Annotated in this window: 24 protein-coding genes, 1 tRNA gene and 2 pseudogenes; 17 read left to right on the forward strand and 10 right to left on the reverse strand. The window is 66.8% G+C overall.

The features are described from left to right. Window positions 1–484, reverse strand: a 484-nt coding sequence (locus QOI01_RS35365) for a class I SAM-dependent methyltransferase (protein ID WP_526388784.1), incomplete at its 3' end; no start/stop codon positions are given. Window positions 485–669: 185 nt separating this feature from the next. Between QOI01_RS35365 and QOI01_RS35370 the strand changes: the two are divergent. Continuing rightward, window positions 670–961 (forward strand): annotated as a pseudogene (locus QOI01_RS35370) (serine/threonine protein kinase); the annotation flags it as partial. Window positions 962–979: 18 nt separating this feature from the next. Here the strand turns inward: QOI01_RS35370 and QOI01_RS35375 are convergent. From QOI01_RS35375 to QOI01_RS35385, 3 genes and pseudogenes are all read right to left on the reverse strand, one after another. Next, window positions 980–1,219, reverse strand: a complete 240-nt coding sequence (locus QOI01_RS35375; protein WP_526388828.1) for a DUF4345 family protein — start codon at window positions 1,217–1,219, stop codon at window positions 980–982. 10 nt (window positions 1,220–1,229) lie between these two features. Further along, window positions 1,230–1,457: pseudogene (locus QOI01_RS35380) on the reverse strand (DUF4345 family protein); the annotation flags it as partial. Window positions 1,458–1,589: 132 nt separating this feature from the next. Then, window positions 1,590–2,369, reverse strand: coding sequence for an SDR family NAD(P)-dependent oxidoreductase (locus tag QOI01_RS35385; protein WP_526388786.1), 780 nt, complete (start codon window positions 2,367–2,369; stop codon window positions 1,590–1,592). Window positions 2,370–2,765: 396 nt separating this feature from the next. Here QOI01_RS35385 and QOI01_RS35390 point away from each other — a divergent pair, with 396 nt between their 5' ends. The 5 genes from QOI01_RS35390 to QOI01_RS35410 all read left to right on the forward strand — a co-directional run bounded on the left by QOI01_RS35390 (window position 2,766) and on the right by QOI01_RS35410 (window position 6,587). Beyond that, on the forward strand, window positions 2,766–3,215 hold the full coding sequence (locus QOI01_RS35390) for a MarR family winged helix-turn-helix transcriptional regulator (RefSeq protein ID WP_526388788.1): 450 nt from the start codon (window positions 2,766–2,768) through the stop codon (window positions 3,213–3,215). Between the two features lie 300 nt (window positions 3,216–3,515). Beyond that, complete coding sequence (locus QOI01_RS35395; RefSeq protein WP_526388790.1) at window positions 3,516–4,379, forward strand: hemerythrin domain-containing protein; 864 nt, start codon at window positions 3,516–3,518, stop codon at window positions 4,377–4,379. Between the two features lie 100 nt (window positions 4,380–4,479). Further along, entirely contained in the window at window positions 4,480–4,950 is a 471-nt protein-coding gene (locus tag QOI01_RS35400; protein ID WP_526388792.1) for a nitroreductase/quinone reductase family protein, read from the forward strand. 74 nt (window positions 4,951–5,024) lie between these two features. Beyond that, the gene (locus QOI01_RS35405) at window positions 5,025–5,891 is read left to right on the forward strand and encodes an SDR family oxidoreductase (protein ID WP_526388794.1); all 867 of its coding nucleotides are present in this window, start codon (window positions 5,025–5,027) and stop codon (window positions 5,889–5,891) included. Window positions 5,892–6,449: 558 nt separating this feature from the next. Further along, on the forward strand, window positions 6,450–6,587 hold the full coding sequence (locus QOI01_RS35410; RefSeq protein WP_526388796.1) for a hypothetical protein: 138 nt from the start codon (window positions 6,450–6,452) through the stop codon (window positions 6,585–6,587). Window positions 6,588–6,596: 9 nt separating this feature from the next. Here QOI01_RS35410 and QOI01_RS35415 read toward each other — a convergent pair whose 3' ends face one another. Next, window positions 6,597–7,166, reverse strand: a complete 570-nt coding sequence (locus QOI01_RS35415) for an AbiJ-related protein (protein ID WP_526388798.1) — start codon at window positions 7,164–7,166, stop codon at window positions 6,597–6,599. A 78-nt stretch (window positions 7,167–7,244) separates the two neighbouring features. Continuing rightward, window positions 7,245–7,327: transfer RNA gene (locus tag QOI01_RS35420), tRNA-Leu, on the reverse strand. 236 nt (window positions 7,328–7,563) lie between these two features. Here QOI01_RS35420 and QOI01_RS35425 point away from each other — a divergent pair. The 7 genes from QOI01_RS35425 (at window position 7,564) to pknB (ending at window position 17,256) form a co-directional block, all read left to right on the forward strand. Continuing rightward, window positions 7,564–9,027: an FHA domain-containing protein gene (locus QOI01_RS35425; RefSeq protein ID WP_526388799.1), complete on the forward strand. Its 1,464-nt coding sequence runs from the start codon at window positions 7,564–7,566 to the stop codon at window positions 9,025–9,027. A gap of 182 nt (window positions 9,028–9,209) precedes the next feature. Further along, window positions 9,210–9,680, forward strand: a complete 471-nt coding sequence (locus tag QOI01_RS35430) for an FHA domain-containing protein FhaB/FipA (protein WP_526388801.1) — start codon at window positions 9,210–9,212, stop codon at window positions 9,678–9,680. Next, window positions 9,677–11,200 (forward strand): PP2C family protein-serine/threonine phosphatase, encoded by a 1,524-nt coding sequence (locus QOI01_RS35435; protein WP_526388803.1) that lies wholly within the window; start codon window positions 9,677–9,679, stop codon window positions 11,198–11,200. Before QOI01_RS35430 ends, QOI01_RS35435 begins: the two co-directional genes overlap by 4 nt. Further along, on the forward strand, window positions 11,197–12,612 hold the full coding sequence (gene rodA / locus QOI01_RS35440; RefSeq protein ID WP_526388805.1) for a peptidoglycan glycosyltransferase RodA: 1,416 nt from the start codon (window positions 11,197–11,199) through the stop codon (window positions 12,610–12,612). Before QOI01_RS35435 ends, rodA begins: the two co-directional genes overlap by 4 nt. Further along, window positions 12,609–14,087, forward strand: coding sequence for a D,D-transpeptidase PbpA (pbpA, locus tag QOI01_RS35445; RefSeq protein WP_526388807.1), 1,479 nt, complete (start codon window positions 12,609–12,611; stop codon window positions 14,085–14,087). Before rodA ends, pbpA begins: the two co-directional genes overlap by 4 nt. Continuing rightward, window positions 14,084–15,376, forward strand: coding sequence for a protein kinase domain-containing protein (locus QOI01_RS35450; RefSeq protein WP_526388809.1), 1,293 nt, complete (start codon window positions 14,084–14,086; stop codon window positions 15,374–15,376). Before pbpA ends, QOI01_RS35450 begins: the two co-directional genes overlap by 4 nt. Continuing rightward, window positions 15,373–17,256, forward strand: a complete 1,884-nt coding sequence (gene pknB, locus QOI01_RS35455) for a Stk1 family PASTA domain-containing Ser/Thr kinase (RefSeq protein WP_526388811.1) — start codon at window positions 15,373–15,375, stop codon at window positions 17,254–17,256. The genes QOI01_RS35450 and pknB overlap by 4 nt, the downstream gene beginning before the upstream one ends. Here pknB and QOI01_RS35460 read toward each other — a convergent pair. Next, window positions 17,234–17,908 (reverse strand): aminodeoxychorismate/anthranilate synthase component II, encoded by a 675-nt coding sequence (locus tag QOI01_RS35460; protein WP_526388813.1) that lies wholly within the window; start codon window positions 17,906–17,908, stop codon window positions 17,234–17,236. The genes pknB and QOI01_RS35460 overlap by 23 nt on opposite strands. Before the next feature lie 83 nt (window positions 17,909–17,991). Continuing rightward, window positions 17,992–18,741, reverse strand: coding sequence for a DUF881 domain-containing protein (locus QOI01_RS35465; protein ID WP_526388815.1), 750 nt, complete (start codon window positions 18,739–18,741; stop codon window positions 17,992–17,994). 111 nt (window positions 18,742–18,852) lie between these two features. On the opposite strand from QOI01_RS35465, the gene crgA reads away from it, so the two are divergent. Together crgA and QOI01_RS35475 are read left to right on the forward strand one after the other, a co-directional pair. Continuing rightward, window positions 18,853–19,137, forward strand: a complete 285-nt coding sequence (gene crgA, locus QOI01_RS35470; protein WP_526388817.1) for a cell division protein CrgA — start codon at window positions 18,853–18,855, stop codon at window positions 19,135–19,137. A 155-nt stretch (window positions 19,138–19,292) separates the two neighbouring features. Continuing rightward, window positions 19,293–19,712, forward strand: coding sequence for a PH domain-containing protein (locus tag QOI01_RS35475; protein WP_526388819.1), 420 nt, complete (start codon window positions 19,293–19,295; stop codon window positions 19,710–19,712). Between the two features lie 78 nt (window positions 19,713–19,790). Here QOI01_RS35475 and QOI01_RS35480 read toward each other — a convergent pair whose 3' ends face one another. Further along, window positions 19,791–20,318, reverse strand: coding sequence for a peptidylprolyl isomerase (locus tag QOI01_RS35480; protein ID WP_526388821.1), 528 nt, complete (start codon window positions 20,316–20,318; stop codon window positions 19,791–19,793). Window positions 20,319–20,424: 106 nt separating this feature from the next. Between QOI01_RS35480 and cwsA the strand changes: the two genes are divergently transcribed. Continuing rightward, on the forward strand, window positions 20,425–20,850 hold the full coding sequence (cwsA, locus tag QOI01_RS35485; RefSeq protein ID WP_526388823.1) for a cell wall synthesis protein CwsA: 426 nt from the start codon (window positions 20,425–20,427) through the stop codon (window positions 20,848–20,850). A 34-nt stretch (window positions 20,851–20,884) separates the two neighbouring features. Further along, window positions 20,885–22,243, forward strand: coding sequence for an L-serine ammonia-lyase (locus QOI01_RS35490; RefSeq protein WP_526388824.1), 1,359 nt, complete (start codon window positions 20,885–20,887; stop codon window positions 22,241–22,243). Window positions 22,244–22,267: 24 nt separating this feature from the next. Here the strand turns inward: QOI01_RS35490 and QOI01_RS35495 are convergent, their stop codons facing one another. Then, complete coding sequence (locus QOI01_RS35495; RefSeq protein ID WP_526388826.1) at window positions 22,268–22,531, reverse strand: hypothetical protein; 264 nt, start codon at window positions 22,529–22,531, stop codon at window positions 22,268–22,270. Window positions 22,532–22,849: the final 318 nt, after the last annotated feature.

A 22,849-nucleotide genomic window follows, 5' to 3' on the forward strand; every position in this document is an offset into this window, starting at 1 on the left:
CGCTGGTGAGGAGGCGGCGGACATGCGCGAACACCGGTCGAATGTCTGCCACGAACTGAGCGCCCATGCCGAGCACCACCATGTCGAACACCGACGACGCCAACATATGCATGTCGTCCATCGAACCCTCGACGGCGGTCAAGGCAAGACCGAACTTCGCGCAGGTGTCGATATCGCGTTGCAGCTGCTGCGTGGAATTCTCCAATGAGGTGACGAGAGCGCCCCGCGCGGCGAGCAACACAGTCTGTTGTCCACCGCCGCAAGCGATGCACAGAACGCGTCGGCCCGAGAGGTCGCCGAACCAACTGACTGGCACGGGCCGAGATCCTGTCAACGAGACCGGAAACCCAGTCCGCGCCGCGGCGCGGAACTCGTCGTCGGTGAGGGGCACGGTCGCCCAGTGATTGTTGGCAACCTCGACATCCCAGGCCCGCGCGTTGGCCCGGGAGATGGCGCTCGAGTCGTACTCCTCAGAGTTCAGCAACTCGAAACTCCTTCCAGTTGTGCATCTGCGGTGCCCAGCGCTGTCGGTCTGGTTCAAAGCTGAGCTGGTGTTCGCCATCGACTCCATACCGACTCTCGATGAGGTAACTAAACTAAGCCGTATACGGAGCGCATCACATCTCCAGAACAAGCGAGTGTCGCCGAGGCGACAGCTAGCATCTCGCCATGCCGCTGAAGATTGGGGAGACCTTCGCCGGATACCGGGTCCTGCGACGGCTCGGTTCCGGAGGGATGGGCGAGGTCCATCTGGTCCAGTATCCCGCCTGCCACGTCAGGAAGCCCTCAGGTCCTCCGTCCGGACATATCGAGCGACACTTCCTTCCGCGAGCGATTCATCCGTGAGGCCGACCTGGCCGCAGGACTACGTCATCCGCATGTCGTCGGGATCCACGACCGGGGAGAATACGACGGGCGTCTCTGGATCGCGATGGACTACGTGGATGGCACCGATCTGGCCCATCAATCGGAACTTCGATCACGTCACGGGTCTCGGCCCTACCGGACACGGCTCCGTAACCGGCGCCATCCCGTTACCGGGCGAATCGGTGCTCAGCTGGGTTCCGGATTGACGACTCGCTCGCTTGGCGACGACCCTGGTAAGGATCAGGACGAGCGCCGGCACCACGATCTCGACGGCGGTCTGGGCCAGCTGAAACCAGTGGGGCCAGCCCTGCGCGGCAATGGAGATGATCCGACCGGTCGCGCCGAGCAGCAGAAACGCCGGCCAGGAAGCGCACCACGACCAGGGGTATCGGCGACATGCGCGCCGCCCACAGCCAGGCCAGGCCGAATCCGATCAAGATGCCGCCGGCGAATCGCTCGGCGGACTCCGTGGTGGCGTTCGCCATCGCGGCGCCGGGCGCCAGTTGGGAACCGAGAACGAACTGGCCGAGTCCTAGCACGACGCACACCATTCCGGTGATGAGGACCAGGTGCTTCATTTCACGCGTCATTCTCGTCTGCTCCAATTGGCGATGTTTCGTGGGACTTTGGGTTGCTGATGTCGCGGACGCGGTGGTCGGTGAGACCGGCGATGCCGTGCGACGCGGCCCAGACAGTGAGTGCGCGGCTTTGAGCGCAGCGTGTTAGCTCCAGCCGCCGTCGGCTTCGATGGTGGTGCCGGTGACGTAAGACGCGTCCGGGGAGAGCAGAAAGGCGACCACGGCGGCGATTTCGTCAGGTTGGGCCAACCGACCGAGGGCGCTCATCGAGCGGATGACCGCGTCAAACGGTACATCCGCGAGTGCAGGCGGCGTGTAGTTGGCGGCATAGCGGGTGGCCATGCGGGTGGCGGTGGCGCCGGGGGCGATCGCGTTGATGGCGATGTTCCGCTCAGCTAGTTCGGGAGCCAGATTACGCACCATGGCCGAAATTGCGGCCTTGCTTGCCGCGTACAGGGCGTGTTGATAGACCGCCAGGCGCACACTGACCGAGGAGCTGAGTACGATCCGGCCGCCGCCGGTCATCGCGGCGACGGCCGCCTGGGTGACGAACAGCTGTCCGGCCACGTTGGTCTGAAAGAGGAGATCGAAGTCGGCCTGGGTGATGGTTTCCAGTGCTCCGAAATGCTCGACGCCGGCGTTGCTGACCAACAGATCCAGGCCGCCGAACTCGGATACCACCGAGCCGACCAGCTCGTGGGTCTGCGCCGCGTCGTCGCTGACATCGCCCGGGAAAGCCGATGCCGCCCAGCCGTTGTCGCGGAGTTCGCCGACGAGCGCATCGGCGGCGGCCCGATCGGATCGATAGTTGACCGCGACGGTGGCTCCCTGAGACGCGAGCCGCCGCACGATCGCGGCACCGATTCCACGGCTGCCTCCGGTGACCAGGGCCCGCTTGCCCGCCAGGGTTGATGTCGATGTCATGGTGCTACCTCTGTTCTCGTGTCTGTCTTCTCTGGATGTGCAGAATTCGTGGGTCGGTGCGGCGATGTTCGCTCTGTCGATGACCGTGTCATTCGCCCCTCCGACGGTTGCTTGGTTGCAACACCGCTCTGTATGCCGCTTCGTAGCGACGCTCGGCAGGCGCATCGGAATCTCCATGACTAGTATGGTCAATAACACTGACTATACTAGTCATGGAGAAGTACTGACGGCAACAGGTGCGGCGTCACTCAAGCGCATAGATGGCGCACGCGGAACCCGGCGAGTGCAGCGATGCGCGCGGGCCGCTGCGGTCGTGCCGGCAGCGATCTGTCTCGGCGGTGTTGACGTAGGGTGTGTACCTCATGGGAGCAGGTGGGCGATGGAGCCGAGAACGGTATGGACGACGAGCAACCAGTTGATCTAGGGGTGGCGTTGTTCATCCCGTACCGGTACATGGAGGACCGAATCTTCCGGGCCCTCCAGGATGCCGGGTTCAACGACTGGACCCTGGCCCAAGTCCGGGTGTTTCAACGCATCGCCGCAGCGGGCTCGCGTCTCACGGACCTCGCTGATCAGGCGCAAGTGAGTAAACAGAGCGCCGGGGTGCTGGTCGATCAACTGGAACGCTTGGGCTATGTCCGCCGGGTCCCCGACCCGACCGATGGGCGCGCTCGGTTGATCGTGATCGAGGAGCGCGGCCGGCTGGCGGCCGAGGTGGCCATGGCGACATCCAGCGAGATCCTGTCGGAGTGGACGGCCTTCCTGGGCACCCGCAATTTCACGTTGCTGCATCAAATCCTGGATCAACTCCGCGAGATCACCGACCCCTACGCGCACAAGCCCTAGCCGCGCCGAGTCGTCCGCCCTCGATCCACGTTCGTCCCGAGCCACTTGCGCGTGCGGGTGTCGCCGGGCACCAAACACCACTCACCACTCCTTGACATAGTCAGTTCCATTGACTAATGTCGTCAATGATCCTAATGATATGCCGGCTAGAGACGGGTAGATGCCGCGACGGGCCGGACCGGTCGCCGCACGGGCCGACACCCCACGCACGCGCGGCGGCGCCACCAACATCGCTTCCACTGGCGCCCCCGGCGTCCGAGGGGTCCGACTCCCCGCAACACCACTAGAAGGAGCAACGCCATGAGTATCAGCCTGACCTGCGGTCCCTCCGGCACCGTCATCACCGGGGAGACCGAAGAAGAGCTGGTGACCAACGTGCAGGCACATGCCCGTGGACATGAGTACACCGAATTGTCCCGGGAACGCATCCTCGCCGAGATCCGCGGTAGGGACCCCCAGCGGCCCATCGACGCTGCCGCCTGGAACGCCATGACCGCGCCGAGCGCCGCGCAAAAGCTTTGCGACACCAGCGATATGGTGATCGTGCACCGCATGTTCCGCCGCGAATGCGAACTGCTGTCCCAACTCGTCGCTGCGGTGGCCGGCGGCGACGTCGCCCGGGCCCGCACCGTCGCCCGGCGTGCCCGCGAAGTTCTCGACATGCTGCATCACCACCACGTGGATGAAGATGAACTGCTGTGGCCGAGGCTTTCGGCGCGGACCCGGTTCCACGCCGATCTGCTCGCCCGCATGGACAGCCAGCATCACGGCCTCGCGGTGCTGCTCGAGCACGCCGCGACTGCGTTCGCCCAGTGGCAGGACGCGCCCACCGCGCACACCAGCACGGCACTCGCCACGCTGCTAGAACAGCTTTCGACGGGACTCAACGAGCATTTCGACGAGGAGGAGGCGGCGATCCTGCCGATCGTCGAACGGGTGATCACCGCTGCCGAATACCAGGAGCTAGGCCAACGGGGACTGATGTCGATACCCCTGACACGCCGCCTGATCGCGCTGGGCTACTTCCTCGAAGGTGCCACCCCGGCGGAACGAACCGGCTTCCTCGCCGTCATACCCGCACCCGTCCGACTCGCCTACCGGCTCATCGGAGCACGCCAACACCGCCATGAGACCACTCGTCTGCGCGGTCCGCTACACCCCTGAACAGAGCACGGGCCCGGATCAACGGCCAGTGAGAATCGGCCCGTGGCACCGGCTTTGCCGCCACCGCTGACCGTCAACCAATGAGAGTAGGAGAGATCAGATGAGCTTTGACACCCCCCACGGCACCCGCGGTGCCCGCCAGCCCGGCGGGAAGTTAATGGCCTGGATGAACCGCTGGAACATGAACCGGATCCGCGGCAACGCCGAGAAGGTGATGGGTATGCAGGCGCTGGTCCTGAACACGGTCGGCGCCAAGAGCGGCACCCCGCGCCACACCCCGGTCGCCTGCTTCCCCGACGGCACCGACAGCTGGTTGATCGTCGCGTCCGCGAACGGGGCAGCCAAGAACCCTGCCTGGTACTACAACCTGGCGGCCCACCCCGACACCGTGCAGATCCAGCTCGCCGGGCGCACCGTCGAGGTCAGCGCCGAGCAGCTGCACGGCAATGCCCGCGAGCACGCGTGGCGCCACATCACCAGCACGGCAGAGCGTTTCGCGAAGTACGAGCAGAAGACCGACCGCGAACTGCCGGTCATCCGGCTGCGCACCCGACCCAACCCGAAGCAGTAGATCCAGGCGCGCCGGCACTGCAGCAAGACCCCGGTCAGGTCGGAACGACTGACCCCCCACCGAAAGGCGACACCATGTCCATAGTCATCACCGGAGCCACCGGCCAGCTCGGCCGTCTGGTCGTCGAACAGCTGATAGCTGCCGGCACACCGCCGGACACGATCGTCGCGACCGGCCGCGATACCGATAAACTCAGTGCCCTTTCAGGTGACGGCGTGACGGTGCGTCGCGCCGACTTCGCCGACTCGAGCACGTTGAAGGACGCGTTCGCCGGGGCCAAGACGCTGCTGCTCGTCTCGACGTCAACGGTGGGCGAGCGGTTCGGCAATCACCGCAACGCCATCGACGCGGCGCGCGACGCCGGGGTATCGCAGATCGTCTACACAAGCATCCTCAATGCGTCGACGGCGCGGATGAAGCTGGCCGAGGAGCACCGGCACACTGAGGAGTACCTGCGCGACAGCGGCCTGCCGTTCGTCATCCTCCGCAACGGGTGGTACCTGGAGAACTACACCGACCAGCTTGCGACGATCGGTCAATACCATGCGCTGGCGGGTAGCGCGCAGGACGGTCTGGTGAGCGCAGCCAGCCGGCGAGACTACGCCGCCGCCGCCGTCGCAGTGCTCAACGGCGACGGGCACACCGGAGCCACGTACGAACTCGGCGGACCGTCCTTCACCCTAACCGAACTGGCCGCCACGATCAGCGAGGTCCTCGGCACCGACGTCGCCTACCGAGACATTCCGGTCAGCGACTACACCGGTGTCCTGATTGGCGCGGGACTGCCCGCAGAAATGGCCGCGGTCCTGGCCGACGCCGACGACGGCCTCGCCCGTGGGGAGCTCTACACCGACAGTGCCGACCTTCAGACCCTGATCGGCCGGCCTCCCACCACGCGAGGGGACGCCTTCCGCGACGCGGCCGCGAGAAGTGGTGCGTGACGCTCGCGACGTCACGGGTCTCAGATAATTCAAACTCTCATTGCGTGAACTGACGTGCTGCACGTGTATGCATCACGTTAGAGATGAAGTGTCGACGACCGGCCGCCGAACTACCCGGACCGACTCATGCCGTGCAACCGAATTCACGCAAGGACTCGAGTATCGGTGTGGAGTAGGGGCCGCGATCGCGAGGCATCTGAGCCGGTCTGGGACGACCCAGAGGCCGTCGCATCAGCTTCAGCTGTCCCGGTTCAGGGGCGAGATAGTCGTCGGTATCGGCACCGCCGACCAGGCCACCCCGCACTCTCTAGAGCCATGTCCGAATTGAGCTCGGATACCCGGCCATCTGCGCCTCGCGCGCGACACGTCTGCCAACTTTTGCTTCTCGAAACATGTAGCCGCAGCACGTTGATTTCGCTCAAGGAGCTGACAGATGCTTGCTCCGAGCTCGCGTACTAGGACTTCAGTCCGGTCACGTTCGCTCACATACGCCTGCCCAGTTCAAAAACGTTCGGTGACAACGTTTATAGCGTCGCCAGCGGACCGTGTAACCGCTAGATGAAAGGCAGTTCCATGGCCAAGTTCTCCTACACACCCACCAGGTTCGGAAAGTTGTATCAGGGCGACCCACTTCCCGTGGTCGTCGAGGCCACCACCTACTACCCCGCAGGTGCCGCGTCCCGGCCGGCAGGGTGACGTCGTGCGTCACGTACCCGGGCAGGCGGGCTGCCAGCGCCGGATGGGACGCTTCGATCGCATGGGGGTTGAGGACCCGTCGATGTCCAGGGCGACCACGGGCCGCGACACATACGCCATCCCGCTCAGATCGCAGCGCTTGCCGTTACGCGCATCATGGCGATTCGGCAGTAGATCGCAGCCAGATGTCGCCCACCGCCTGTGGTTGCCGTTTGAACCAGTTCTCGGGTGCCCACGGAGTTCACCACCCCGATGGGGGCAGTGTCGTCGGTTAGTTCGGGATGTTCGGGGAGAACGTCGCGGAGCCGTGACAACGCCCGACGGACGGCCTTCTACATCCACTTGATCTCGGCCAACGCGAGCCGCAGCTCGCGCTCCAGCAGTTCGACTCGATGGAGCGTCTGCTGCGTCCAGGTCGTAGATGCGCGCCAAGAAGTCGGGCTCTTCCAACCTCCCCTCCCAGAACTCTTTTGACAGGGTGATGGTGTCGAAGATCTTGCGGCGCGTGACTTGGGTGATGAGCTTTGTCGGCACGCCCCTACAACTCCTTACTAGCCTGAAGTCGTACCTGCGGCCCACCTGTCACTAAAACACAAAGGTCACGACCTCTTTCGAGTTCGTGACCTTAGCGCCGCGAGTTCATTGAACTGCTCATTGTGGGCGAAGGGGGACTTGAACCCCCACGTCCCGAAGGACACTGGCACCTGAAGCCAGCGCGTCTGCCATTCCGCCACTCGCCCCAACAACCGGGAGAGACTATCACGCACATCGCTTCACTCCCCAACCGCGCAGTTGAGCCGATGCGCACCCCAACGGACCGCCCTGACCTGGCGCGATCGGATCCTCAGAGATCCGATGTTCCCGTTCCTGCGCCTATGGCCGATATCATGCATAGAGGCACTGGGGCTCGCGACACGCAGGCTGCGGGCGGTGCCGGGCACAACCCACGACGACGAACAGCGAGGCAGGCGGTGATATGGGACTCGTCGATCGCTTCGAACGCAAGCTCGAGTCGACCGTCGGTGACACCTTCGCGCGGGTATTCGGCGGCTCGATCGTTCCGCAGGAGGTCGAGGCCATCCTACGGCGCGAGGCGGAGGCCGGGGTACGCGACGTTGGCGGTGGCCGTATTTTGGCCCCAAACGACTACGTCATTACCCTCAGTGCATCCGACTTTCACAAGGTCCGCACGGACCCCGACCTCACTCCGACGACTTTTGCCCGACACCTGGAGGGATACATCCGTGACGAAGGATGGCAAACGTATGGTGATGTGGTCGTTGGATTCGAAGCGTCACCGCAGCTGCACACAGGCCAGTTTCGCACCCGTGGAACGGTCAACCCCGACTCGACCAGCGGCGAAACCGCCTCTGCACCACCAGACCGTGCGCACACCGCAGAACCAGGAGTTCCACCAATGACCGACAACCCGACACACCGCGGCGGCCATGGACAAGGGCAGCCAGGCGACGACTACTACGACTACGGCCGACAGGGCGAAGAGGGGCGCGCGCCCTACCCGCCGGATCAGGCCGGCCCGGGGCAACCCCCTGCGCCCGCGGGTGGTTACCCCGACCAAGGCGGCTACCCGGACCGCGGCGGCTACCCCGACCAGGGTTATCCTCCGCCGTCCTACGAGCAGCGGCCGCCCGCCGGGTATGGCCCACCGGCCGGAGGCGGTTACCCCGACCAGGGCTACCGCCCGCCGCCGCCCCCCGGGTACGGCCCACCCGCAGGCGCCCCCCCCGGCTATGGCCCGCCCGAGCCGGGCGGGTACGAGTACGGGCGCCCACCTGCGCCGCCGCGCTCCGAGGAGTACGGCCGCCCAGAGGCTCGTCCCGAACCCCCGCGACCGGCGTACCCCGACCCGGGCGGTTACCCAGACGCCGGTGGATACCCCGACCAGGGTGGCTACCCCGATCAGGGCGGCTACCCCGACGCGGGCGGCTACGGCGGCCAGGCTTACGGCAGGCCGGACTACGGTCAGCCCGACTACGGCCGTTACGGCGACCCCGCGGCGCCCCAGGGCTACTCCGATGCGGGTTACGCCCAGCCGGCCGATGCCGGATACGGTCAACCCGCCGGATACGACTACGGTCAACCGCCTGCCGCGGCCCCCGTCGCAGGCTACGGCTCCGGCTACGGCGTCGGCGGCACGAACGTGACGCTGCAGCTGGACGACGGCAGTGGGCGCACCTATCAGCTTCGCGAAGGCGCCAACGTCATCGGCCGCGGTCAGGATGCACAGTTCCGGCTGCCCGACACCGGCGTCTCCCGCCGCCACCTGGAAATCCGGTGGGACGGGCAGGTCGCCCTGCTGTCCGATCTGAACTCCACGAACGGCACCACCGTCAACAACGCGCCGGTTCAGGAATGGCAGTTGGCCGACGGTGACACGATTCGTCTTGGCCACTCCGAGATCATCGTCCGCGTTCACTGAGGGCTCTGGCTGGTGACAGCTGGGGGCCAAGCCGATGCTTCGACCCACGTCCGTCACCGGTCCAAGTATCGTGACGTTGCCGACGGCGGCTGAGCAGGCCGGTGGTCGGTCGCGACGAGCCCGGAAAGCGGTGCGGTGGCGCCGAGGCGGCGACATCGGGACGGTGACGGAGAGGACGTCAGATGCAGGGGATAGTTCTGCAGCTGACGCGTGTCGGTTTTCTATTGCTCCTCTGGCTCTTCATCTGGTCCGTGCTGCGCATCCTCCGCACCGACATCTACGCCCCGACCGGTGCCGTCATGGTGAGGCGGGGCCTCGCGCTTCGCGGCACCCTGCTGCCCAGCCGCGGGCAGCGCCGCAACACTCCGCGCCAGCTGATCGTCACCGACGGCGCTCTGACCGGCACCCGGATTCAGTTGGGCAGTCAGGCGGTCCTGATCGGGCGTGCCGACGACTCGACTCTGGTGCTGACGGACGACTATGCCTCGACACGGCACGCGCGGCTGTCGCCACGGGGGTCCGAATGGTACGTCGAGGACCTAGGATCGACCAACGGTACATACCTTGACAGGGCGAAGGTGACGACGGCAGTAAGGGTTCCGATGGGGACGCCGGTGCGAATCGGCAAGACTGTGATCGAGCTGCGTCCATGAGTCTCGTCCTCCGATACGCCGCGCGCAGTGACCGCGGCCTGGTTCGCGCCAACAACGAAGATTCGGTCTACGCCGGCGCGCGCCTACTGGCCCTCGCCGACGGCATGGGCGGCCACGCCGCAGGTGAGGTCGCCTCCCAGTTGGTGATCGCGGCACTGGCCCACCTAGACGACGACGAGCCTGGCGGTGACCTCCTCAGCCAGCTCAACTCCGCCGTTCACGAAGGCAACTCGGCGATCGCGGCCCACGTCGAGGCCGATCCCGAGCTCGAGGGCATGGGAACCACCTTGACTGCGATTCTGTTCGCGGGCAACAGACTTGGGCTCGTCCACGTCGGCGACTCCCGCGGCTACCTCCTGCGTGACGGGGAGCTCACCCAGATCACGAAGGACGACACCTTCGTCCAGACGCTCGTCGACGAGGGCCGCATCACGGCCGAGGAGGCGCACAGCCACCCGCAGCGGTCGCTCATCATGCGCGCGTTGACCGGCCACGAGGTCGAGCCGACGCTGACCGTCCGCGAAGCTCATGCGGGCGATCGCTACCTGCTCTGCTCTGACGGGCTATCCGATCCGGTCAGTCACGAGACCATCCTGGACGCGCTCCAAATCGCCGACGTCACCGAAAGTGCCGACCGGCTAATCGAAATGGCGCTTCGCGGAGGCGGCCCGGACAACGTGACCGTGGTGGTCGCCGACGTCGTCGACTACGAGTACGGCCAGACCCAGCCGATCCTCGCGGGTGCGGTATCCGGCGTGGACGACCAGAGCGCACCCCCCAACACGGCCGCGGGCCGGGCATCGGCGTTCAACCCGAAACGCGTTGCCGCCGCCCAGCGGACCGCGGTCGAACCCGCGTCTCCCGTGAAGAAGCCGCGTTCGCGGCGCACGATGATCTTCGTCGCCCTGCTCCTGCTGGTGCTGGTCTTGGCGGGACTCGCGGTCGGCCGCATGGTGATTCAGAACAACTACTACGTCGCCGAACGCGACGGATCCGTGTACATCATGCGTGGTGTGCAGGGAAGCTTCGTGGGAATGGCTCTGCAGCAACCCTTTCAGATCGCCTGCCTCGATGCCCGCAACTCGATCACGAACATCGGCGTGGACGACGATCGCACGGCCTGCCAGCCGCTGAAGGTCGCCGACCTCCGGGAATCCGAACGCGCCCAGGTGACTGCCGGTCTGCCCGGCGGCACCCTCGACGAGGCCATTCGGCAGCTGAGGGAACTGGCCCAGTCGTCGGTGCTGCCAATCTGCCTGCCACCCGCTCCGAGGACGACGGAGCCACCCACTCCGAGGACGATGCCCCCGCCGACCACCTCGGCCACGCCTGCCGCTCCCACCCCGTCGCCCAGCACGGAGCCCTCACCCGCACCCGAGGTGCCGACCACGGTGACCGCACCACCGCCGACGCCCACGCCTGCACCACCGCCGACGTCCACGCCTGCACCGTCACCTACCGCCACGGCGCTGCCGCCCCCGGCGCAGAAACCGGGCACCGACTGCCGGACGGCGTCATGAGCACCCAGCCGCAGGCGCCCGTGACAGTGCTTCCTCCGCTGCCGAACCGGCGCAACGCCGAGCTGTTCCTGCTCGGGTTCGCTGCCTTGATCACGACCGTCGCGCTGCTGATCGTGGAGGCCAACCAGGAACTGGGCATCGGCTGGGACCTGGCGCAATACACACTCGGCTTCCTCGCGTTGTTCGGTGGTGCGCACCTGACGGTACGGCGCTTCGCGCCCTACGCCGATCCGCTGTTGCTTCCGGTGGTGGCGCTGCTTAATGGGCTGGGGCTGGTAATGATTCACCGTCTCGACCTCGCCGAGGGTGCACCCGGCGCTGGCGGCGCACGGGGCCCGAGCGCAAATCAGCAGATGCTATGGACGCTGGTCGGCGTGGTGGCGTTCTGCCTCGTCGTGGCCTTCCTGACCGACCACCGCACCCTGGCCCGATACGGCTACATCTGCGGACTCGTCGGCATCGTGCTGCTGGCCATCCCGGCGGTCCTGCCAAGCTCGATCTCCGAGGAGAACGGCGCGAAGATCTGGATTCGCGTGCACGGCTTCTCGATTCAGCCCGCGGAGATCTCGAAGATCCTGCTGCTGATCTTCTTCGCCTCCGTGCTGGTGGCCAAGCGGAGCCTGTTCACCAGCGCAGGCAAGCACCTCCTCGGGATGAATCTCCCCCGCCCCCGCGACCTGGCGCCACTGTTGGTCGCCTGGATCGCCTCCGTCGGCGTGATGGTCTTCGAGAAGGATCTCGGCACCTCGCTGTTGCTGTACGCGTCATTCCTCGTGCTCGTCTACATCGCCACCGATCGGCTGAGCTGGGTTCTGTTGGGACTCACGCTCTTTGCGGTCGGCAGCGTCGCGGCATACTACGCGTTCGCGCACGTCCAGACTCGCGTGCAGAATTGGCTCGACCCCTTCGCCGACCCCGACGGCGCGGGTTACCAGATGGTGCAGTCGTTGTTCAGCTTCGCCACCGGCGGCATCTTCGGCACGGGCCTCGGCAACGGTCAGCCCGGTACCGTGCCGGCCGCCTCCACCGACTTCATCATCGCCGCGATCGGTGAAGAGCTCGGCCTCGTCGGATTCGCCGGGGTGCTGATGCTCTACACGATCCTCATCATCCGGGGCCTTCGCACGGCGGTCGCGGTGCGCGACACCTTCGGCAAGCTGCTGGCGGCAGGCCTGGCCTCGACGCTAGCGATTCAGTTGTTCATCGTCGTCGGCGGGGTCACGAAGCTGATCCCGCTGACCGGTCTCACCACACCGTGGTTGTCGTACGGCGGTTCGTCGCTGATCGCGAACTACGTGTTGCTGGCGATCCTGATCCGCATTTCGGACTCGGCTCGTCGCCCGCTGGAACCGAAGGCGCCGAACGCCACCCCGATCGCCTCCGCGCATACGGAGGTGATCGAGAAGGTATGAACACGTCCTTACGACGCATCTCCATGGCGATCATGGCGCTGATCGTGCTGTTGCTCGCCAATGCCACGCTCACCCAAGTGTTCAGGGCCGACGCCCTGCGCTCCGATCCACGCAACCAGCGCGTCCTGCTCGACGAGTACTCCCGTCAGCGAGGCCAGATCTCGGCGGGCGGGCAGCTGCTCGCCTACTCGGCGTCGACCGACGGGCGCTTCCGGTTCCTTCGGGTCTACCCGAACCCACAGGCCTACGCGCCGGTCACCGGCTTCTACTCATTGCTGTACTCGAGCACGGGACTGGAGCGTGCGGAGGACTCGATCTTGAACGGCTCCGACGAGCGGCTGTTCGGCCGTCGACTCGCGGACTTCTTCACCGGGCGTGACCCCCGCGGCGGGAACGTGGCCACCACGATCAACCCGCAGGTGCAGGAGGCCGCCTGGGACGCCATGGAGAAGGGCTGCAACGGCGGCCCGTGCAAGGGCTCGGTCGTGGCGCTCGAGCCGTCGACCGGCAAGATCCTCGCGATGGTGTCGGCTCCGTCGTACGATCCCAACCTCCTTGCGTCGCACGACGGCAACGTCCAGGCAGGCGCCTGGCAGCAGATGCGCGACAACGCGGACAACCCGCTGGTGAACCGCGCGATCTCGGAGACCTATCCCCCCGGCTCGACGTTCAAGGTGATCACCACCGCCGCAGCGCTGGCCAATGGCGCGACCCCCGACACCCGGGTCACCGCGGCGGCCCGAATCCCGTTGCCCAACAGCACCGCAACGCTGGAGAACTACGGTGGATCGTCGTGCGGCACTGACCCCACGACCACGTTGCGGACCGCGTTCGCGAAGTCGTGCAACACCGCCTTCGTCGACCTAGGCATCCGCACCGGCGCCGACGCGCTGCGTAGTACCGCCGAGGCATTCGGCCTCGACGGCGCTCCCGCGCCGATACCACTGCAGGTGGTGCCTTCGACCGTCGGCCCCATCGGCGACGACGCCGCCCTCGGCATGTCCAGCATCGGCCAGAAGGACGTGGCGCTCACCCCGCTGCAGAACGCGATGATCGCCGCAACCGTCGCCAACGGCGGCGTCACGATGCAGCCGTATCTGGTCGACGGCCTCAAGGGACCCGATCTGGGCAACATCAGCTCGACGAGTCCTCGGGAACTCCGCCGGGCGGTGTCGCCTCAGGTCGCCACTACACTTACTGACCTGATGATCGACGCTGAGCAGGTGACCCAGCAGACGGGAGCCATCGCAGGCGTCCAGATCGCTTCGAAGACCGGAACGGCCGAACACGGCTCAGACCCGCGCAACACGCCACCCCACGCCTGGTACATCGCGTTCGCACCGGCCAAGGCACCCAAGGTGGCCGTTGCGGTCTTAGTGGAGAATGGCGGTGACCGATTGTCCGCGACCGGTGGGGCCCTTGCGGCTCCGATCGGGCGGGCCACCATTGCCGCGGCTCTGCGGGAGGGATCATGAGCGCGCGCGTCGGAGTGACGCTGTCCGACCGCTACCGTCTTCAGCGACTCATCGCCACGGGCGGAATGGGTCAGGTCTGGGAGGGTCAGGACACCCGGCTGGGCCGGACGGTCGCCATCAAGGTGCTCAAGGCCGAGTTCTCCTCGGACCCCGAGTTCGTGGAGCGGTTTCGTGCCGAGGCACGAATCGTTGCCATGCTCAACCACCCCGGCATCGCGAGCGTCTACGACTACGGCGAGACCGAGCTGGACGACGCCGGTCGCACCGCCTACCTGGTGATGGAGATGGTCACCGGTGAGCCGCTGAACTCCGTGCTCAAGCGCAGCGGTCGGCTGTCACTGCGGCACGCGTTGGACATGCTGGAGCAGACCGGCCGGGCACTGCAGGTCGCCCACACCGCGGGCCTGGTGCACCGCGACGTCAAGCCGGGCAACATCCTGATCACCCCCACCGGGCAGGTGAAGCTCACCGACTTCGGCATCGCCAAGGCCGTCGACGCCGCGCCGGTGACGCAGACCGGCATGGTGATGGGCACCGCGCAGTACATCGCCCCCGAGCAGGCACTCGGGCGCGACGCGACCGCCGCCAGCGACGTCTACTCGCTCGGCGTGGTCGGCTACGAGTCGGTGGCGGGCCGCCGCCCCTTCACCGGCGACGGCGCGCTGACGGTCGCGATGAAGCACATCAAGGAGCAGCCCGCCCCGCTGCCCGCCGACATCCCGCCGAACGTGCGCGAGCTCATCGAGATCAGCCTGCTCAAGGAGCCAGGTCAGCGCTACCGCACCGGCGGGGCGTTCGCCGACGCCGTCGCCGCCGTGCGCGCCGGGCGCCGGCCGCCCCGGCCGAACCACGCGCCGACCATCGGTCGCGCCACTCCCGCCGCCATCCCGTCCACGGCGCAGACCCGCGCCGTCCCGGACTACGGCCGTCCGCCGACCGCCAACGTCCGGACGCGGCCCCCGACGGGCAGCCACCGCACTCCGCCACCTAAGCGAACCTTCTCCCCCGGACAGCGGGCCCTGCTCTGGGCCGCGGGTGTTCTCGGCACGCTGGCCATCATCATCGCGATCCTGATGGTGCTGAACGTGCAGGATCGCAAGGCACAGAAGCCGGCCCCGTCCACCGAGACCAGCACGACGGTGCTGCCCCAACCACCAGCGACTCCCGGCGCCATGCCCGCACCTGCGCGGAGCCTCGAGACCGACTGGACCGATGCGGTCCGCGTCGGTCATCGCGGAGCGGATCCCGGGACGCTCCCGCCACTAGTCACAGAGCAGACATCCGCATGACCACCCCGCAACATCTGTCCGACCGCTACGAACTCGGGGAGATCCTCGGATTCGGCGGTATGTCGGAGGTTCACCTCGCCCGCGACGTGCGCCTGCACCGCGACGTGGCGGTCAAGGTGCTGCGCGCGGACCTGGCACGTGACCCGAGCTTCTATCTGCGGTTCCGCCGGGAGGCGCAGAACGCCGCCGCGCTGAACCATCCCGCGATCGTCGCGGTGTACGACACGGGTGAGGCCGAGACCGCCACCGGTCCGCTGCCGTACATCGTCATGGAGTACGTCGACGGCATCACGCTTCGCGACATCGTGCACAACGACGGTCCCATCGAACCGCGCCGCGCGATCGAGGTCATCGCCGACGCCTGTCAGGCGCTGAACTTCAGCCACCAGCACGGCACCATCCACCGCGACGTCAAGCCAGCCAACATCATGATCAGCAAGACCGGCGCGGTGAAGGTGATGGACTTCGGCATCGCCAAGGCGATCGCCGACGCGGGCAATCCCGTCACGCAGACCGCAGCCGTCATCGGCACCGCGCAGTACCTGTCGCCGGAGCAGGCCCGCGGGGAGACCGTCGATGCCCGCTCCGACGTGTACTCGCTGGGCTGCGTCCTGTACGAGGTGCTGACCGGCGAACCGCCCTTCGTCGGTGACTCCCCCGTCGCCGTGGCCTACCAACACGTGCGCGAGGATCCGGTGCCGCCCTCGGAGCGCAACCCCGCACTGTCCCCCGAGTTGGACGCCGTGGTGCTCAAGGCGCTGGCGAAGAACCCCGACAACCGGTATCAGACGGCGGCCGACATGCGCACCGATCTGATCCGCGTGCACAGCGGCGAGTCCCCCGAGGCCCCGAAGGTGTTCACCGACGCCGAACGGACGTCACTGATCTCGGCGACGCCGTCCAACGGCCGCTCCCAACCGACCGACGTCAATCCAACCCATCAGCCGACCTACCGGCCGAAGGAGCGGAACCCCGCCATCGGCCGCTGGTTCGCCGTCGTCGCCGTGCTGGCCGTGCTGACCGTCGTCGTGACCATCGTGCTCAACTTCGTCGGCGGCAATCCCCGCGACGTGCAGATCCCGAACCTCCGCAACCAGGCGTACGACGAGGCCGTCGTGGCGTTGCAGAACCTCGGCTTCAAGACCGTCCGTAACCAGCAGCCGGATTCCGACGTTGCCGTGGGCAAGGTCATCAGTACCGATCCGGGCGCCGAGACCTCGGCCGCGCGGGACGACCAGGTCACGATCAACGTGTCGACCGGTCCTCAGCAACAGGAGGTGCCCAACTGTGCGAACCTCGCCTACGCCGAGTGCGTGAACAAGCTCAAGGATGCCGGGTTCGATAAGTTCCAGCGTTCGGCCTCGGCGTCGACACCGGAGCAGAGGGACCGCGTCCTTCTGACCAACCCCATGGCCAACTCGACGTCGGCGATCACCAACGTGATCACGGTCGTCGTCGGCAGCGGTCCGAACACGAAACCGGTTCCCGAGGTCGCCGGCCAAGCCGTCGACGTGGCCACGCAGATCCTCGTCGCGAACCAGTTCACCGCGCCGCCGATACCCATCGACGTCGACGGGCCCGGCTCGACGAGGGGTCAGGTCGTCGGAACGGTTCCGCCGGCAGGCCAGACCGTGCCGGTGGACACCCCGATCCAACTGCGGGTGTCGCGGGGCAACCAGTTCCCGATGCCGGACCTACGGGGACAGTTCTGGGCGGATGCCGAGCCGCTTCTGCGATCGCTCGGGTGGACCGGCGACTTGAACAAGCTCTCCAACGCCCAGAACAGCGGCTACCCGTCCGCCTCGGTGGCCACTCAGAGTCCGGCTGCTGGCACGATGGCGAAGTTCACCGATTCGATCACGCTGAGCTTCGCGCAGTAGCCGCCCGAACCGTCTCGGCCACCTCGCGTTCGAGCCCGCTGACCAGACTCTCGTCGAGCGGCTGGCCGCACACCGCGAGCCAGTTGGCGAGCATCCGGTGGCCGCCCTCGGTCAGGATCGACTCGGGATGGAACTGCACCCCGTGGATCGGCAGTTCGACGTGTTGCACTCCCATGACGACACCGCCCGCGGTCTGTGCGGTGACCTCGAGTTCGGCGGGCATGGTGTCGGGCAGAATCGTCAGCGAGTGGTAGCGCGTCGCCGTGAACGGATCCGAAAGTCCCTTCAGCACACCGACGTTCGCGTGATTCACGCTACTGGTCTTGCCGTGCAGGAGCTCGGGTGCGCGGTCGACCGTGCCGCCGAATGCCACCCCGATCGCCTGGTGTCCTAGGCACACGCCGAGCAGCGGTGTCGACGCGGCGGCGCTGGCCCGAACCAGCGGGATGGACGCCCCCGCACGTTCCGGGGTGCCCGGTCCGGGGCTCAGCAGAATGCCGTCGAAGTCCTCGGCGACCCGGGCGACGTCGGCGTCGGTGGCCAGCCGGGCGTCGTCGTTGCGCCACACGTCGGCGGTCACGCCGAGCTGTCCGAGGTATTGGACGAGGTTGAAGACGAAGCTGTCGTAATTGTCGACGACGAGGACCCGCATCAGCCCAGGTTACTGGGTGCCTCCTCCGCGATTTCGGCGCGCTCGTCCGCGGTGAGCGCGGATTGACGCGCCCAAATCGCCCGTCAGTAGCCGAGCGGGCCCGCAGGCTTGGCGTAGCGCATCCGCACCGCAGGTGGATGGGCGATCACCTCGACGCGGGCCTTCGGGTCCTCGGTGTACCCCAGGCCGAACCGCAGGACGTATCGGTTGTACAGCGCCACCATCGGGGAGGCCGCCAGCGCCGCCTGCATGGCAGGCACGTCGCCGATCGCGGTGACGACGTAGGGCGGGCTGTAGGTGCGCCCGTTGAGCAGCAGCGTATTGCCCACGCACAGGGGCGCAGACGTCGCGATGATCCTCTGATCCTGCATCTGGATGCCCTCGGCCCCTGCACTCCACAGCGCGTTCAGTACGGCCTCGATGTCCTGTTGATGCACCACCAGGTCGTCGGCCGAGGCGTCCCCGGGGAATCGGCCCTCGGCGTCGCGGTGGGCATCGTCGAGGGTGACGACGAGTCCGGGCCCGCGAAGCGCCTCGAGGCCGGCGTCGACGGCAATCGCATCGGCGCGGGCAGTGATCGCCTTGAGTGCCGCGTCCGCGGTCGGGGTGCCGCCGTGGTGGTTGTCGACCTGATCGACGAGCGCCTCGCGTTGGGCGGAGAGCCGGTCGACGGTCGCCTGTGCCTCGTGGACCAGATCGACGAGCCGCGGCGCATCGCTGCGGCGGATGTCGGCTCCGCCCGACACGGTGTGGGTGGTGGCCAGGAGCAGCCCCGCACACAGGCAGACGGCGGGCACGCCCATGCGCCAAGGGGACCGGCCTGCACGGGCCATGGTTTCTCCTCCCGGTCTCGTGCTGCGTTAGGCTCTGGGTTGAATCCGCTCCATCGTCGCTCCGTATTTTTCAAATCGTCACCGTCAGAGCCAACTGTCCGAAGGTAAACCATGCCCAAGTCCAAGGTCCGCAAGAAGAACGACTTCACGATCGGCCAGGTGAGCCGGGTCCCGGTCAAGGTCAAGGCCGGCCCGTCGAGCATGTGGTTCGTGATCTTGTTCGTCGGCCTGATGTTGTTCGGCTTGCTGTGGTTGTTGGTGTTCCAGCTCGCGGCGACGAATCCCGTGGACGCCCCCAGCTTCCTCAAGTGGATGGCCACGCTGGCCCAGTGGAACTATGCGATCGCGTTTGCCTTCATGATCACCGGATTGTTGCTCACCATGCGGTGGCGATGAGCTCTACGCGGACAAGGATGAATTCAACTTCGTTCCTTCGCGTTGGGGATGTGGCAACCTTCACGCCACCCAATCACATCGATGTCATTCATCCCCATTGGGGATAGCACCTGTGGATAACTCGATCGCACACGCATAGAGGGTGCACTGACGTGATGCAGCAAACAGAATGGAGCCCGCCGACGGCGGGAATCGCAGCCTGTGGCTTCTTCGGCCTACTGATGGCAATCTCCACTGTGACCATTGTCACAGATATGCCGGGACGTGTTCTTGCTGGCATTGCCGCGGTGGGTTTACTCGCGTTTGCAAGCATGTCGTGGCGCGCTCGACCGAAGCTGGCAATCACCGGTGCAGGATTGGTCGTTCGCGGCTGGTTCGGGATGCGCGTCCTGCGGCGGGAGGAGGTCGCGAAGATCCGCATCACCGAATTCCGCCGGATCGGGCGCAAGGTGCGGCTCCTTGAGATCGACACCGCACCCGACGACCGCCTGCTGGTGTTCACCCGCTGGGATCTGGGCACCGATCCGCTCGGCGTCTTGGATGCCCTGACCGACGCTGGATACGCGGGCGGTTAGCCGACTCCGCCCACGAACACGCCCCGCGGGGCTCTGACCCCACGGGGCGGATCGGGTGAGGCGCGCTATGCGGTCGGGTCAGGACACCGTGATCGAGTCGATGACGACCGGCTCGGTCGGACGATCTCCTGGGCCGGTCGGGGTGCTCCCGATGGCGTCGACGACCTTCTGCGAGTCGGGGTCGACGACCTCGCCGAAGATGGTGTGCTTGCGGTTCAGATGCGGCGTCTTGCCGACGGTGATGAAGAACTGCGAGCCGTTGGTTCCCGGGCCGGCGTTCGCCATGGCCAGCAGGTAGGGCTTGTCGAAGCCGAGCTCGGGGTGGAACTCGTCGGCGAACTGGTAGCCGGGCCCGCCGCGGCCGGTGCCGGTCGGGTCGCCGCCCTGCAGCATGAACCCCGAGATGACGCGGTGGAACACCGCTCCGTCGTAGAACGGCCCCTCGGTTCCGCCCGACGCGTTCTCGGTGCTGTAGTCCTTGGTGCCCTGTGCCAATCCGACGAAGTTGGCGACGGTCTTGGGCGCGTGGTTTCCGAAGAGTGCGATCTTGATGTCGCCGCGGTTGGTGTGCAGTGTCGCGGTCGCTGTCTGTATGGGACTCGTCACGGGATGTCAGTGTGCCATTTCGGGTTTCAAGAGTGGGTTCCGGCCCCCCCGCAATAGGCACCGAATAGGGTGGTCGCGGAAGTCCCCACGCAGAGAGGCGGAGGCCATGAGCTCCACCCGTTTGACCCCGACGGAACGCATAGCGCGGGGTCTCAAGTACTCAACCGTGGGGCCCGTCGACCTGACCATGGGAGCTGTCGGGGTCGGCATCAACTCCGCGCGCGCGTCTGCGGCATGGGTCGGCACCCGTTACCGGCGCGACAGGATCAAGAGCCAGTTGAGCAAGGATCTCGCCGCGGCGCGGGAGACCATCGCCAACGAGATCACTGCCGCCCAGGAGGTCGTGACGAACATTCCGCAGGCGCTGCAGGAGGCCCGCAACACGAAGCGGCGCCGCAAGCCGCTACTCATCATCGGCGCGGGTGTCGCCATCCTCGCCGTCGGCGCAGTGACGTTTTCCATCGTCAGGCGTTCGACGCAACCCGAACCGTCGCCGCTCCCGCCGAGCGTCGACATCGCACCCCGGCCCTGAGCCGCGGGTTTCCTCGTGACCGATTGCTAGTCCGATGACCATCAGCGTCTTCGACCTGTTCTCCATCGGTATCGGCCCCTCCAGTTCTCACACCGTCGGTCCCATGCGCGCGGCCGCACGCTTCTCCGGCGCACTCTTGGACCGCGACCTACTTGAGCCGCTGGCCAGGCTCCGGGTCGAGTTGTACGGCTCGCTGGCCGCCACGGGCGCAGGACACGGAACGGTCGGGGCGGTGCTGCTCGGACTCGAGGGCGGTGATCCGGAGACCATCGATCCGGTCACCGGTCAGCAGCGCGTGGCCGAGATCGGAACCGAGCACACGATCCGCGTCGGCGGCACCCGCGAAATCCCATTCGACCAGGCCGCCGATCTCGTCATGCTGTTGCACTCCTTGGGTTTTCACACCAATGGGATGGTGTTCGAGGCGCTCGATGCGGCCGGGGCGACGCTGCTGAAGCGCACGTACTTCTCCGTCGGCGGCGGGTTCATCGTCGAGGACGGCGAACGGCGCACCTCCGGTGAGGCGATGGCGGACACACCCTTCCCGTTCGACAGCGCCGCACAGTTGGTGGCGTTGGCCGAAGGCAATTCCTGCACCATCGCCGACCTCATGGCACGCAACGAGGAGGCGTTGGCGCGCACCCCGGACCTGACCGCGGGTCTGCTGCACATCTGGGCGGCCATGCAGGAATGCGTCAACGCGGGCCTCGCCGCGCGTGGCCACCTGCCCGGAGGACTTCGGGTACGCCGCAGGGCGGGTTTGCTGGCGGAGGCGCTGGTCGCCAATCCCGACGATCCGCTGCACGCCGTCGACTGGCTGACCGTCTACGCACTGGCCGTCAACGAACAGAACGCCTCCGGCGGGCGCGTGGTCACGGCGCCCACGAACGGTGCCGCAGGGATCATCCCTGCCGTGCTGCACTACTACCGGCGGTTCATCCCGGGTGCGGACGACGCAGGCGTCGCGACGTTCCTGCTCACCGCCGCCGCCATCGGCATGCTGTTCAAGGCGAATGCGTCGATCTCGGGGGCCGAGGTGGGGTGTCAGGGCGAAGTCGGCTCGGCCTGCTCGATGGCCGCCGCAGGTCTGGCCGCGACGATGGGCGGCACGCCCGCCCAGATCGAGAACGCGGCCGAGATCGGCATCGAACACAACCTCGGATTGACGTGCGACCCGGTCGGCGGTCTGGTGCAGATCCCGTGCATCGAACGCAACGCCGTGGCGGCGGTGAAGGCGGTCACCGCCGCGCGGATCGCCTTGCGCGGCGACGGGGTGCACCACGTCAGCCTGGACGCGGCGATCAAGACCATGCGGGACACCGGTGCCGACATGCAGGACAAGTACAAGGAGACGTCTCGCGGCGGGCTGGCCCTCAACGTCGTCGAGTGTTGAAGAATCCGGGGGAGTGGCGACGAATCACACTGTGGCGCAGTGCCTTTCCGGCTCACGCTGGAGTCCGCCGGGCCGTCGCGCGAGGTAGGGCATGAATGTGCCGCTTTGGCTCGGCCTGGGATCGACAAGCGGCGAGTGCGCGTCCTCGCCGTGATCGTGCTGTTGATCGCGGCCGCGTTGCACGGATATCTGCCCAGCGGAGGGACCGCCGGCCCGCGGCCAGCCGACCGGCGGCCTCGGCAACGCGTTCACGGTGGCGGCGATGCCGATCGTTTCGATGGCGGTCATCGCGACCGCGGCACCCGGATCAAGTCATCCGCGAAGCGAGGAGTAACACCCTTTGAACCCCGAGGTATCTCCTGGAAGCCTCCGCGCAGCGCAAGTAGCCTGTCGACGCGGGCAACGACCTCGAGCGCCTCAGCGTGAACCACCGTTGACATGAGACAGACCCAGGGATCCCATCGCCGGTTTGCGACACCCGCAGGAGCGCGTCTTGGTACTCCGCCCGGGTTCTGCTCGAGATCCGGCGCTCGGAAACCGCGGCCGACCGGCGTGCGGAATCGCGCAGGGCCGCACGCCGGTCGGGCACGGTCCTAGCCCTCGCCG

Origin of the sequence: Mycobacterium sp. (genome assembly GCF_032162605.1) — a bacterium.
Lineage (GTDB): Bacteria > Actinomycetota > Actinomycetes > Mycobacteriales > Mycobacteriaceae > Mycobacterium.

Coding starts and splice junctions, on each gene's coding strand:
- pbpA (WP_526388807.1), top strand. CDS start 12,609: ATGAACACGTCCTTACGACGCATCTCCATGGCGATCATGGCGCTGATC.
- pknB (WP_526388811.1), top strand. CDS start 15,373: ATGACCACCCCGCAACATCTGTCCGACCGCTACGAACTCGGGGAGATC.
- crgA (WP_526388817.1), top strand. CDS start 18,853: ATGCCCAAGTCCAAGGTCCGCAAGAAGAACGACTTCACGATCGGCCAG.
- QOI01_RS35405 (WP_526388794.1), top strand. CDS start 5,025: ATGTCCATAGTCATCACCGGAGCCACCGGCCAGCTCGGCCGTCTGGTC.
- QOI01_RS35475 (WP_526388819.1), top strand. CDS start 19,293: ATGCAGCAAACAGAATGGAGCCCGCCGACGGCGGGAATCGCAGCCTGT.
- QOI01_RS35465 (WP_526388815.1), bottom strand. CDS start 18,741: ATGGCCCGTGCAGGCCGGTCCCCTTGGCGCATGGGCGTGCCCGCCGTC.
- QOI01_RS35490 (WP_526388824.1), top strand. CDS start 20,885: ATGACCATCAGCGTCTTCGACCTGTTCTCCATCGGTATCGGCCCCTCC.
- QOI01_RS35385 (WP_526388786.1), bottom strand. CDS start 2,369: ATGACATCGACATCAACCCTGGCGGGCAAGCGGGCCCTGGTCACCGGA.
- rodA (WP_526388805.1), top strand. CDS start 11,197: ATGAGCACCCAGCCGCAGGCGCCCGTGACAGTGCTTCCTCCGCTGCCG.
- QOI01_RS35425 (WP_526388799.1), top strand. CDS start 7,564: ATGGGACTCGTCGATCGCTTCGAACGCAAGCTCGAGTCGACCGTCGGT.
- cwsA (WP_526388823.1), top strand. CDS start 20,425: ATGAGCTCCACCCGTTTGACCCCGACGGAACGCATAGCGCGGGGTCTC.
- QOI01_RS35400 (WP_526388792.1), top strand. CDS start 4,480: ATGAGCTTTGACACCCCCCACGGCACCCGCGGTGCCCGCCAGCCCGGC.
- QOI01_RS35390 (WP_526388788.1), top strand. CDS start 2,766: ATGGACGACGAGCAACCAGTTGATCTAGGGGTGGCGTTGTTCATCCCG.
- QOI01_RS35395 (WP_526388790.1), top strand. CDS start 3,516: ATGAGTATCAGCCTGACCTGCGGTCCCTCCGGCACCGTCATCACCGGG.
- QOI01_RS35450 (WP_526388809.1), top strand. CDS start 14,084: ATGAGCGCGCGCGTCGGAGTGACGCTGTCCGACCGCTACCGTCTTCAG.
- QOI01_RS35410 (WP_526388796.1), top strand. CDS start 6,450: ATGAAAGGCAGTTCCATGGCCAAGTTCTCCTACACACCCACCAGGTTC.
- QOI01_RS35435 (WP_526388803.1), top strand. CDS start 9,677: ATGAGTCTCGTCCTCCGATACGCCGCGCGCAGTGACCGCGGCCTGGTT.
- QOI01_RS35495 (WP_526388826.1), bottom strand. CDS start 22,531: ATGACCGCCATCGAAACGATCGGCATCGCCGCCACCGTGAACGCGTTG.
- QOI01_RS35460 (WP_526388813.1), bottom strand. CDS start 17,908: ATGCGGGTCCTCGTCGTCGACAATTACGACAGCTTCGTCTTCAACCTC.
- QOI01_RS35430 (WP_526388801.1), top strand. CDS start 9,210: ATGCAGGGGATAGTTCTGCAGCTGACGCGTGTCGGTTTTCTATTGCTC.